This is a genomic window from Agarivorans sp. QJM3NY_33 (assembly GCF_050870865.2).
Classification (GTDB): Bacteria; Pseudomonadota; Gammaproteobacteria; order Enterobacterales; family Celerinatantimonadaceae; genus Agarivorans.
In genome coordinates, this window is sequence record NZ_CP194039.2 from 3,704,308 (window position 1) to 3,716,280 (window position 11,973).

Consider the following 11,973-nt stretch of genomic DNA (forward strand, 5'->3'; position numbering starts at 1 on the left):
GCTTAAGCATTCACTGAAGCGCTGGCTTTTTCCGCGGTGACACGAGGTGCCTTCGCCAGCTGACGTTTAGGTGCGGTTCTCACGTGAGTGGTATACAGAGTTAAACCGGTAAAGGCTAAGCCGCCAACCAGATTACCCAGTGCGGTTGGAATTTCATTCCAAAGGAAGTAGTCCATAATCGAGAAGTCTCCCCCCATAATTAAACCGAAGGGGAATAAAAACATGTTCACCACCGAGTGCTCAAAGCCCATATAGAAGAATAAGAAGATAGGCATCCACATCGCTATCACCTTCCCGCTCACCGAGGTAGAGATCATCGCGCCAACAACCCCCATTGAGACCATCCAGTTACATAGCATGCCGCGTACAAAAATAGTAAACCAGCCCGCAACCCCATGCTCTGCATACCCCAGAGTACGTGCTTCACCAATGCTGGCCGCCTTTGCCCCCACCGCGCCAGCTTCAACGTTAAAGCCGTAAGTAAAAATAAAGGCCATCATCACCGCCACGCTTAACGCGCCGCCAAAATTACCCAAAAACACTAAACCCCAGTTGCGGAGTAAACCCTGCACATCAACCCCGGGGCGTTTGTCGAGCAAGGCCAGCGGTACCAGTACAAATACCCCGGTGAGCAAATCAAAACCCATGAGGTAGAGCATACAAAAACCCACGGGGAACAAAATGGCCCCCAGTAAGAAGTGTCCGGTATTCACCGCGATGGTAATCGCAAAAATAGCAGCCAGCGCTAAAATAGCCCCCGCCATAAATGCACGAATCACAGTATCGCGAGTGGACATAAATACTTTAGATTCACCCGCGTCGACCATTTTGCTAACAAATTCTGCTGGAATTAAATAAGACATAACTTTCCCTTTATGACTAATTGAATAAAATTTCTGATGGCTCATAAGACCAACGACCCACCTTTACAAAGCAGTATCAAGGATCACTGCAACTGGTTGATGCGATCTTTGCTTGCGCAACATAGTCTCTATAGCAATTGCTGAGCCAAGCAGAACCAACCTCCAGCAAATTGATAACAAATCAGTAACAGTAAGCTATCGAGCAACGTTTAAGTCTAGGAATCACCAGCAACAGCCAAGATAAAGCGCACCAATATATAGCCTAAGCTATTCAATTTAATGAAAAATACTACTTTATGGGTAGTTTTCAGTGCGGCGTGTACCTCTCTCACCAACAGGCTCGTTCAAGGCAGAACTGCGGTTTAAAGACCTCTTAGTATTGCGGAAGTGTTACGGCAGTCCTCGGCAACATCCATCTGCAGGGATGCCCAAGGAACACCGATTTTGAAGATAGCTTCGAGACGAAATAAAAGCCGTTTCATCACTATCAGGTATCTGCTTGGTCAGGAAAGCAAATACCTGAGAGCTAAACAGCAGTTAAGCTTTGGGGAGGTGGGCTTTGATAATTTGATAAAGCTCGGGACGATACTCTGCGATCTCATCCGGACTTAAGCCTTCCAAGGAATGCGGATACTTCAACCACTGGCTGGTTTCATGTAAGAAGTAATCGGGCACCCGCTCGGTTTTATTGCGTTCCGGTTTAAAATAAGGCACGGCCACACGAATATCGCTGGGCGTGTTCAGCCGCGCCAAACGCGTTAATTCGCTGATAATTGCATCGATGGAACGTCCGGTATCAAACACATCATCAACAATCAATAAGCGGTCATGCTGCTGCACATGTTTCACCAGATAGTTTAGGCCAAACACCTTGACCTCTTTGGCCTGATTATCAATCGCCGCAGCATAAGAAGCGGTGCGGATGGCAATATTGTCGCTAGTGATACCGTGATAAGCCAAAAACTCCTGTACCGCAATACCAATCGGTGCCCCGCCGCGCCATACCGCAATAATAAAGCTGGGACGAAAGCCACTGCTCAGCACTTGCTCAGCCAAACGGAATGAGTCTTCTAAAAGATCTTGGCCGCTAATATAGAGTTTTTCACTCATTTCCATGTATCCTATTAAAAAGCTGACCTCAGGGTCAAAGTTGTAGTATAAAACTAGCATTAATCAGCCCGCTTATTCAAGGATACTAAGATGCCATTGAACCAGCCCACAGACCAGCTGCAAAAACATTATTTAGATGAAGATACGCTGATCCAAGACTCTTTCCGACTCGGCGTTAAAATATTTGAAAGCGGATTCCGTCCAAGCTTTATTGTCGGGCTTTGGCGTGGCGGCAGCGCAGTGGGGATTTACGTGCAAGAGTGTTTGCAAACCCTTGGTTTAGTCACCGATCACATCTCGGTACGTACCTCTTATCAGGGCCAAGCCAATTATCAGCAAATCTTAGAGCAACCAGACTCGATTCGGGTACACGGTATTCAATACCTCCTGGAAAACCTCAATGTTGATGATAGTCTGCTTATTGTCGACGATGTGTTTAGCAGCGGTCATAACGTAGTGGCGGTGATTAATCGGCTGCAAAGTAAACTAAAACGCAACATGCCAACGCAGGTCAAAGTGGCCACCCTTTGGGAGCGTCCTAAGTTTAACCAAACCCAGCTAAAACCCGACTTTTGTCTGCATCAAACCGAGCAGTGGCTGGTATTTCCCTACGAACTCACCGGACTCAGCCCCGCAGAAATCGCCGAACACAAACCCTTTGTCGCCCCGCTAATCAAAACCGAACAAACAAAATAAACGAACTGCTGCTCCTCAGCACCACTCCCAGACACAAAAAAGCGGCTGATCGGCCGCTTTATCTTTATTAAGACTCACCGCTTAGTGCTGATATTCATAAGCTCCGGTGTTAAAAGCGGCCCTACTCGGTCGTGGATCGCCATCGAGGTCCTCTGCGACAGCCACTAGTACTGCTGATTGGCTTTTCTAAAATTGCCTTGATAGTCGAAGATGCGATGCTCAATTCGCCAATAGTGTTTTTGTTGTTTGGCGATCACAAAATCGGGGGCCACCAAGTGCTGGATCGCTTGTTCGGCTTGTATGGCGCTATCAAGCGTCTGCTTTTCACCATCGACACGACGACAAAATAGCTGATTAAACTGCTGCTTGGCCTTAGCGTAACTAAAATTGAAGCTTTCGCTGAGCTCTGCGCCATCTTCATCATGATAGGTAATACGCAACTTGTCGCCAGCACAACTTGCCGAGATCCCGCTGCAACGCAAGACCTTACGATCTTTTAGTTGCAGCGCATCTTTGAGCTGCTTATCTGGGTCAATCATCTGAAAACCACAGGCGTGGCACTGACGCGCGGCGATGTCGTTTTCGGCATTGCATTGCGAACACTGTTTGTACTTATAACGATAGTTACATTGCACTAATTTTTCGGGATAATTTGGATCCTCAACTAAGCCCTGACAGCGCCTTCCATAATGCTCAATGATGTCGCCATCTTTGTCGGTAAGTCCCCAGAAAATATTAGCAAACTGGCATTGCGGACACTCAACCTGCACCAAAGTGCTATTCGGATTGGGCTTGGTTTCGCCAATTTCCGGCTGGTAGAGATCGTAATTATTGCCCGCATAATCAACGATTAGGCAGTCGCTTTTATCCGGATATAAACGTAAGCCCCGCCCGGCAATCTGCTGATACAGGCTTACCGAGGCGGTGCGCCGCAGAATCGCTATTAAATCAACATGTGGTGCATCAAAGCCAGTGGTAAGCACCGATACATTCACCAAGAACTTAAGCTGCTGCTGTTTAAATTGTTCGATCAACTGGTCACGCTGCTGATGCGGCGTTTCCGCCGTCACCACCGCCGTTTGTTCGTCGGGCAAATAGTGAGCGATTTCCCTGGCGTGATTAACCGTTGCAGCAAATACCATCACCCCGCGCCGCGATTCGGCCAGCTTGAGTAATTGCTGGCAGATGGCTTGAGTCACTCGAGGACAGCCAGACAAAAATTGATCCAGCTGGGCTTCACTGTATTGGCTGGGCAACTCGTCGAACTGATAGCGTGCCGCGGGAGCGTCAACCAACAAGGGTTGCGTTAGGTAACCTTTGTTTATCAAATGCCGCAGAGGTAATTCATAGATACACTTGTGAAAGGGGCGCGCCTGCTCGCTGCGTACATAGCCGTGATAATGCTGTTGGTAAATCCAGCCCTTGTCTAAGCGATAAGGGGTTGCGGTCAGGCCGAGTACTTTGAGCTGGGGGTTTTGCTGTTTTAAATGCTCAATAATCACTTGATATTGGCTGTCGCTATCATCACTCACCCGATGACATTCATCAATCACCAACAGCGAATAGTAGCCGCTAAACTGCCCCAGATTACGACTCAGCGATTGCACGCTGGCAAAGGTGACCGGAAACTGCGCTTGCTTTTGGCCAAGGCCCGCCGCAAAAATGCCCGACTCGAAGCCATAGGCGCTAAACTTACTCTGGTTTTGCTCGACCAACTCTTTAACATGCGCCAATACTAGGATGGGGTGTCGTGCCAAGCGCGCCAGCTCGGCGATCACGATGCTTTTTCCTGCACCGGTGGGCAATACCACAACGGCAGCCTCATCACTTTGACGAAAGTGACTCAATACAGCATCTACCGCCGCTTGTTGATAATCGCGCAGTTGTAACATGAAAGGCCCGGGTTCCTGCGATTAATAAAGATGAGCTCGATTATGCCATGTTTCAATAGGCCTCGCAGGCGTTTGCTTCCTCGGGAAAAGTGAAGCCCTTACCAAAACTTTCAGTGGATGATGCCGGTGAACGGGGCGATATCAAAAAAAGTCCCTTGAAACTTGGCTACACTGGGACTCAAAGTTTTGTATGATCAATCACCATGAGCCAAGCACAGATCCAACAAACCATCGCCAGTTTTAGCTGTATAGAGCAAGCGCTAAGCTATTTTGAGATCGACTACGATCAAATCTTTATCGAGCAATATCGGCAAGCCTTAATGAAGAATTTCATGGGGAATCTGTTACTAAGCAAACCCGAAGATTGGTTTGCTGCACGCCGCGCACTGAAAAATGCCTATTGCAAGGTGCAACGCAGCAGGCTCGATCCACACACCCGATCAGCCTGTCGTGGTTGTACTTCCTGCGAGCGACGCTAATGAAAGTAGAATTGACTCAAGAGTGCTTCAGGCAAGCGAAAGCCCCCTTCACCACTACCTTCACCACAACTAGCGAGCAAACTGCTTATTTAGCCAATCAAAACAACGCGCTCTGCCTGCCGTAGTGGTACTTCCTGCGAGCGACGCTAATGAAAGTAGAATTGAATCAAGGGGGCTTCGAGCAAGCGAAAGCCCCCTTCACCACTACCTTAACCGCTACCTTAACAACTACCTTCACCACAACTAGCGAGCAAACTGCTTATCTAGCCAATCAAAGGCCGCCTGCTGCATATCTTCGGTAAAGGTATGACTTTTATCGGCCCACAACTTGGTTTCTAGCTTATCGCCAGCACCATTGGCGTCCCAAACCGAATGCAGGGTATAGAAGGCCGACTTCACCGAATCCACCGGAAACAGCTTATCTTTAGCGCCCGCATAAACCAACATCGGTTTCGGCGCGCTCAGGGCGGCGATATCAGGGTAATCGAGATAACGCGCAATATAGGGATGCAACATCGCAAAAGCCGATTGCCCCTTCAGCTGATTGTTACCCGGTACCATCAAACCCTTCATCGTCCCCATCCAGCAATCAACAATGCTGGCGGTAATCGCATCCGATAAGGCAGCCACCTGCCACGAGCGAAATGCCCCCATGGAAAAACCTATGGCCGCAACCCGCTGTTTATCCACCTGCGGCTGGCTGGCTAAAAACTCTGAAGCGCGTACATCTTCCAGCGCGATAATACCGGCGAAGGAAGCACCTAAGTTAAACAAGTTGGAGGCCAGCGCTTGTTGTGAACCGGTGACAAAGCCAGGCACCGAACGATCGCCCCAGCCTAAGGCATCGATGGACAATACCACATAGCCGCGTTTTGCCAGTTCATCCCCCGGAAAGCGCCCGGTGAAAAACTTATCGGCCCATTTTTGTGAAGAGGCTAAACGAGCCTCGTCATCCCAGGTTTGCACAAACTTTTCTTTGCCAATATCAAATTTACTGCCATGATCGTGCAGAAATAACGCGGCGGGGAATGGCCCTTCGCCCTTCGGCGTCAGCAAAAACGCCATCACCCGACTCTCGTTACTGATATTAAACACCACCTTTTGCGCAATATAAGAGCCGCGATCAACTTGGTCGATCACCATCGGTTTAAAGGGGGTGTCATCTTGATAAGGGAGGATCAACTCACGCGCTTTGGCTAAACCTTGCTCCCGCCACTGTTGGGGACTCAGTTGCTTATTTGCCCAGCTCATGGTAAATGGCATCCGCTGTTTAAGCTTCTGATAAAAAACCGGAAAACTACGCTGGGCTTGGTCAAATGCTTGCATTTGATACGTCGCGCCTTCGGCGGCTTTGGCATGCAGTAACTGAGGTGTTAGTGCCATTACAGCACTCAGTAAACTGGCAACAACGAGTGGCTTCATAAGCATCCTTAATTGATTAAAACCAAAATGAAACATCGGTTTAAAATACGATCTTTAATCAAGGATTATCGTTAGCGGAATCACAATTGTTAAATTAAGTAAAAGCAGATAAAACATACGTTTAACTGCATAGAATATAAAAAATCGTGTCTACCGTCGTTTTTAGATTCTTGAGCGGCAGCGCCAGCGAAGGAGGCAACAACTAGAGAGTATCAAACGGAGCCCCTCAAACAGGCTGCTAGCCCGCCTGTACCTGACTAATATAATTCAGCCACACTTGACTCTCGTTGCGTAACTTATCATCGGTTTCTGCTTTAGCAATCAGCTGTTGCGCTCTACTTAACTGCCCCAGATGAATATTGGCGATCCCCATCATTAACCACAAGCGTGGTTCAACTTTAGCTTGTTTATCCGCCAAATGCTGTAACACATCAAGTGCTTTATTCCACTGTTGCTGCTGCAATAACAATTGCGCATACTGACGTAAATTCGCTTCACTATCGTCAATTTTCAAAAGTTGCGCTAAGGCAGCACTCGCCTGCTTTTGCTGCTTGGCCAGCAACCAAGCTTGACTAAGCAAAGACTGATAACGCTTATTTCGCTTTAACTGCCCACGCTGCATCGCTTGCTCTAAGATCTGCGCCGCCAAATAGGCATTGCCTTGACGTATCAATAATTGGCTCAACAAAGTGTACTGGCTTGGCTTCTCAAATAATCCTTGCTGATAGGCCAAGCGTAAACTGGCCAAAGCAGCAGGCTCATCTTTATTTTGCATCAACAACGCCGCAAGTTGATACCAGTGCGACATTTTTTTCGGCTCGGCTGACAGCAGCTGCTTTTGCCATTTGATCGCCAAGCGCCATTGCGACAGCTGAGAGCGACTGACCATCGCCATCTGATACCAATTTATCGGCACCGTTGCTGATTTTTGCATACTGATGGCCCGTTCAATCGCCTCCGCCCCAGCGCGCCATTGCTGCTGCTGCAATTTTGCCTGAGCCAACAGCTGATAATGGCTAGCCGCAATTGAGCTTGGCTCGGCTTGGCTTAACCAAGTCTCCAATAGCTCAGCGCCAATCGCCCAATGTTGTAAGGCTAGATTTAATTGTGCTCTGACTAGCATCAGTTGCAACAGCTGTGCTGGCTCGAGCGTATTAGAGTCCACCGCGAGCTGATAATAATTAAGAGCCTGTTGGTAGTGATCACCGCTCAAGGCTAACTGCGCCAAATTAAGTCGAGTAATTGCCAGAGCATAGGCCCGCGCCGCAAGTGGTTTGAGTGTCTGCTCAAGCTTCACTAACACCCGCTTCGCCTGCTGAAGCTGCTGTTGCTCAATCAAACTCAAGGCGCTATTGATTTGCTTATACTCATATTGATTGAGCTGATTAGTCTTGGCAAATCCCGCAGCACTCACGCAAAGTAAAGCCAGCAGTATCATATGCTTTAACATAAACATTCCTTAATCACCGCGAGTAAATTCGAAAGTTTGTAAGGCTCTAAAAGAAACCGCCTTACCATTCTCGGTTTTAACCTGAAAACGCCAACGCATTAAAGCCTGCTTAACCGACGCTTCAAACACCCCTTTGGGATCCGATTTCACCACCTTAATACTGCCAATCGCGACCTCACCATTTTCTTTTACCGTGAAGTGCACCGTGACTTTACCTTCAATCTTGCGTCGCTCCGCTGAGCGGGGATAAATTGGCGATACCCGAGACAAAGCCATCGGATTGCGATCAATCGTCACCGCAACCGGAGCCGGTGGGCCTATATGAATTAGATTACTCACCGAACTAATCGCGACTTGCGTACTACTGATGCTCGGTAAATTTAAATCGATTTTAGGCTGTGGCGCTTGGCTTAAAGTTTGCGAGGGCATTGGTGGCAGTTCTGGGACAGCCTCGAGCTCTGGCTCTGGTGGTTTTTGTCGCTCTCGTAAGCGATGTTCTACATCGCTATCTTGTTTTACAGCCAAAAAACTTAAGTGCGGCGCTTCGCTGCGTTCAAACTTCGCCGTTTGACCGATGCCAGCAAGATGCGCTAAGGCCCAGAAAAAACTCGAGGCAAACAAAATACCCAGAGGCGAAAATGCCAGCAAGCGCAACATAACTAACCACCCATCCGGGTTGCCACCGAGTACGGCAAGTTTGCTAAGCGCAATTGATCCAGCAGTTTCACTAAATCACCAGTGCTGGCCTTCTCGTCAGCTTGCACCACGACCGCTAAATCGGCTTGCTCAGACTTTAAACGCTCCAAAGTTGGACGTAACATACGAATGTCTATCGCCTGACCATCCAACCAAATTTCGGCCTTAGCACTTAAGGCAACCATCACCGCCCCTTGGCTTTGCTCGGTACTGGTTTGCGACTGGGGTCGATTCACTTCAATACCGGCTTCACGCACAAACGAAGTGGAGACGATGAAAAATATCAACATGATGAACACGATATCCAGCATCGGCGTCATATCGATCTGCGCTTCATCCTCTTGCTGGAATAAAAACTTAGTTTGTCTCATTGTCTACTCTACTATTTAATCTTTGATTATCCATGTTGAGTCCCTAGTGAGGCCGCGCTCGCCTGAATGCTGGCCCGTTGACGAATGGTCCAACGTGCCAAGTGCGTATGGAAAATCAACCCAAAAACCGCGATAGCCATACCTGCCATAGTGGGTAAGGTGGCTTTGGCAATGCCTGCTGCCATTAAACGAGCATTGCCTGTTCCGTTAAGCGCTAAACTATCAAAAACCTGTACCATACCGGTGACCGTGCCCAGCAAGCCTACTAAAGGGCACAGTGAAATCAATAACTTAATAAATGATAAATGCTGTTTAAGCTGTAGATCTAAATCGCAATATTCACTTTGCCAGCGATACAGTTCTCGTTGCGAGGCACCGTTCTGATTAAATTGTTGCCGCAACACTGGAAAACTAAACCAACGAAACCAATAACGCTCCAAAATAAGCGTCATCAACAAAGCAGCTAAAGCCAAAATAAGGCTCAGCACCCAACCACCGGAATGAAGAAACTGCAGCAGCAAGGCTGTAAAGCGACTCCAATCAAGCAGCATGTTTGCTCCTTACTTGCTGAACTTCACGTCGATCAGCCAATAAAGCGGTACTTTTTTGCTGTAATATCTGAATCACTCGGCGAGAACGGCTACTCAACAAGTTATGGCTAAACAACAGTGGAATGGCCACAATCAAGCCCAGTACCGTGGTAATCAGAGCCTGAGAAATCCCTCCTGCCATTAATTTCGGATCGCTGGTACCAAACAGCGTAATACTCTGGAAAGTGCCGATCATTCCGGTCACGGTGCCCAGCAGCCCCAATAAAGGCGCAACTGCCGCAAACAACTTAATCAGACTTTGACCTCGCTCTAAGCCAGGAACTTCCTCTAAAATTGACTCTTCAACTCTTAAGGCTAAATCGTCCACTGCTAATTCACTTTGCTGGGCTTTATTCAATACTCGCCCTAAAGGGTTATTATCGAATAGTTGGCCTGAACTGTTTTTTAACTGGCGCTTCACCTTCATCTCGGTGATGCTTAACAGCAACATCCGCCACAGGGCCATCACCAAACCAATCAGTCCCAAGGCCAAAATGATATAGCCCACATAGCCACCTTGTTTAATTCGCTGCTCTAAGCTGGGCACTTGGCCGAGTAAGGCCAATAATTGGCCACGGGTAGGATCGATCACTAAGCTGGCTTGCTTGCCCTCTATATAGGCTTTCGCCTGATTCACCGCCGCGCCGTCTGGCTGACGACTCAACACCAATAATTGATCCAGCTTGTTTTGCCAGCTCAAATAATGCCCTTGTTGGTCAAGCAACTGAAAATTACCAATGCGCAATACTTGGGTACTGCGAGTTTGCCCGGAAGGCTCCACCACATCCCGCTCAAATAAAACGATTTTTCCAGATTCATTTAACTCATCATATAAGCTAACCCACAAAGTCTTAAATTCATCGATACTCGGAATTCGTTGTGCCGAAGCAAAATCTAGCTGTTTGCTGCGTCCCGGAAACTGCGCACTAACCAAAGAATCCTGCAACTGCCCTTGCGCCTCACTGGCTTGTTGCTTCACGACACCAAACACTTCGCCGAGCTGACCACTTCGCTGAGTCAACAATTGCTGTATTTCAGTTAAATGCTGTTCGTTTTGGTCAAAGGCTTGCTTTAATTCTAGTTGCCGAGCATTCGCCGCGGCCAAACGTTGCTGGCTTTGTGCCAATAGCGCCTTTTGACTATCTAGGTGTTGTTTAAATTCGGCTAAACGCTGCTGATTGACTTGACCATCATGCTGAAGAATGTCTGTCGCGAGCGATGCTAAACGATGACTAGGCTCGGCGGCTGATAGCGGTGTTGAAAAACTGAATAAGGTAAATAATAAGATCGACAAAATGCGCATTACAGCCCCCGCTCGATCGGATTAAGTGGCAGCGTTAATAGCTCGGGAATACTCTGTTGCCAAGCGATTTGAATAGCCGAACGTAAGTCCAAATTGTGTTGTTTAGGTAAACTCACCCAAGCTTGTTGCTGAGGATCCCATAAACCGCTAATCTGGCTATCTAAACTTTGAAAATACAAGGCGGTGCGACCCAAGCGGAAAAAGTCGACTTGCAGTTCGTCCCCATCGTGGGTAGGCAATGTTTTAAAAGACTTTAATTCAGCGCTGGTTAACTTACCTTGGTAAGCCTCAATGGTACGTCCATATTCTATTTCAATTTGGTAGGCTTCTAATACTTGACGGTATTTCTCGGCCAAACTCACATCAGCTCGCACTAAATTATTTTGCAGTTTAGCTAAACGTTGCTGACGTTCCTGCGGCAAAAAAGGCAAATCTTGCGCCACAAAATGGGCTAAACCCTCAAGCATATCAGCCAACAAGGGTAAGGCCGCTTGCTGAGTCGCCTCTAAAGAGCCAAGCTGACTTTGTAAATCATCCAGCTCTTGCTGTTGAGAAGCCACCATCAAGCTCAACTGTTTGTTATAAGCCTCTACTAAATCGGCTTGTTGCTGATTTTGCTGATAATCTAAAAAGGCTTGTTGTGCCCGCTCATCTAAACCATCAAGCTTCAACTGAGTCTGCTGATTTTTCCGATGACTTTGCTCAGTTGTTTTAAGACTGGCATCAATTTCACTCGCCTGTACCACATGAGCCAAGCACATTCCGGCGAGTAAACATGACCAGCTCAACCGGCCCTTTAATATCTTCATTTTTTTACCACTGATAAACATTCTTTCACAAGATGAATAATGAGGATCCCAACAACCCAGAGATTGCATGTCGATGAAATAACAACACTAATGCTTAGTGCTGGCAGCGACATTTATCATCAAAATTCGCCACCAACAAAAAGTTTACAAGTTCAGCCTGTCGCAACATTTCACCAACAAGCAACCACAACCATTAACGCAAATAAGAATTGTTCTTATTTGTGTTTGATAATATCATACCGTTTATTGAAAGGAAGTGAAACTCACTGAATTAACTTAATGCAGGAAAATT

12 protein-coding genes are annotated in these 11,973 nt (G+C 47.5%); 2 read left to right on the forward strand and 10 right to left on the reverse strand.

Translation table 11 applies throughout. From position 1 onward, the window contains the following. Positions 1-2: 2 nt before the first annotated feature. Both ACRRSY_RS16725 and ACRRSY_RS16730 read right to left on the reverse strand, forming a co-directional pair. Positions 3-863 carry a formate/nitrite transporter family protein gene (locus ACRRSY_RS16725; RefSeq protein ID WP_432463668.1) on the reverse strand — a complete coding sequence of 287 codons (861 nt, stop codon included), beginning with the start codon at positions 861-863 and terminating at the stop codon, positions 3-5. A gap of 537 nt (positions 864-1,400) precedes the next feature. Then, the gene (locus ACRRSY_RS16730; RefSeq protein WP_432452119.1) at positions 1,401-1,973 is read right to left on the reverse strand and encodes a phosphoribosyltransferase; all 573 of its coding nucleotides are present in this window, start codon (positions 1,971-1,973) and stop codon (positions 1,401-1,403) included. A 90-nt stretch (positions 1,974-2,063) separates the two neighbouring features. On the opposite strand from ACRRSY_RS16730, the gene ACRRSY_RS16735 reads away from it, so the two are divergent. After that, positions 2,064-2,669: a phosphoribosyltransferase gene (locus ACRRSY_RS16735; protein WP_432452118.1), complete on the forward strand. Its 606-nt coding sequence runs from the start codon at positions 2,064-2,066 to the stop codon at positions 2,667-2,669. A 164-nt stretch (positions 2,670-2,833) separates the two neighbouring features. Here the strand turns inward: ACRRSY_RS16735 and ACRRSY_RS16740 are convergent, their stop codons facing one another. Beyond that, positions 2,834-4,561: a DEAD/DEAH box helicase family protein gene (locus ACRRSY_RS16740; RefSeq protein WP_432452117.1), complete on the reverse strand. Its 1,728-nt coding sequence runs from the start codon at positions 4,559-4,561 to the stop codon at positions 2,834-2,836. Between the two features lie 203 nt (positions 4,562-4,764). On the opposite strand from ACRRSY_RS16740, the gene ACRRSY_RS16745 reads away from it, so the two are divergent. Beyond that, on the forward strand, positions 4,765-5,040 hold the full coding sequence (locus ACRRSY_RS16745; protein WP_432452116.1) for a nitrogen fixation protein NifW: 276 nt from the start codon (positions 4,765-4,767) through the stop codon (positions 5,038-5,040). A 243-nt stretch (positions 5,041-5,283) separates the two neighbouring features. Here the strand turns inward: ACRRSY_RS16745 and ACRRSY_RS16750 are convergent, their stop codons facing one another. The 7 genes from ACRRSY_RS16750 to ACRRSY_RS16780 all read right to left on the reverse strand — a co-directional run bounded on the left by ACRRSY_RS16750 (position 5,284) and on the right by ACRRSY_RS16780 (position 11,681). After that, positions 5,284-6,462 (reverse strand): dienelactone hydrolase family protein, encoded by a 1,179-nt coding sequence (locus ACRRSY_RS16750; RefSeq protein ID WP_432463669.1) that lies wholly within the window; start codon positions 6,460-6,462, stop codon positions 5,284-5,286. 238 nt (positions 6,463-6,700) lie between these two features. Beyond that, positions 6,701-7,912, reverse strand: a complete 1,212-nt coding sequence (locus ACRRSY_RS16755; protein ID WP_432463670.1) for a hypothetical protein — start codon at positions 7,910-7,912, stop codon at positions 6,701-6,703. Positions 7,913-7,921: 9 nt separating this feature from the next. Then, positions 7,922-8,569 (reverse strand): TonB family protein, encoded by a 648-nt coding sequence (locus ACRRSY_RS16760; protein WP_432452113.1) that lies wholly within the window; start codon positions 8,567-8,569, stop codon positions 7,922-7,924. A gap of 2 nt (positions 8,570-8,571) precedes the next feature. Next, a complete protein-coding gene (locus tag ACRRSY_RS16765) occupies positions 8,572-8,979 on the reverse strand; it encodes an ExbD/TolR family protein (protein WP_432452112.1) in 408 nt (135 codons plus the stop codon). 26 nt (positions 8,980-9,005) lie between these two features. Continuing rightward, positions 9,006-9,530 (reverse strand): MotA/TolQ/ExbB proton channel family protein, encoded by a 525-nt coding sequence (locus ACRRSY_RS16770; protein WP_432452111.1) that lies wholly within the window; start codon positions 9,528-9,530, stop codon positions 9,006-9,008. After that, the gene (locus ACRRSY_RS16775) at positions 9,520-10,872 is read right to left on the reverse strand and encodes a MotA/TolQ/ExbB proton channel family protein (protein WP_432463671.1); all 1,353 of its coding nucleotides are present in this window, start codon (positions 10,870-10,872) and stop codon (positions 9,520-9,522) included. Before ACRRSY_RS16775 ends, ACRRSY_RS16770 begins: the two co-directional genes overlap by 11 nt. Then, on the reverse strand, positions 10,872-11,681 hold the full coding sequence (locus ACRRSY_RS16780) for a DUF3450 domain-containing protein (RefSeq protein WP_432452109.1): 810 nt from the start codon (positions 11,679-11,681) through the stop codon (positions 10,872-10,874). The genes ACRRSY_RS16775 and ACRRSY_RS16780 overlap by 1 nt, the downstream gene beginning before the upstream one ends. Positions 11,682-11,973: the final 292 nt, after the last annotated feature.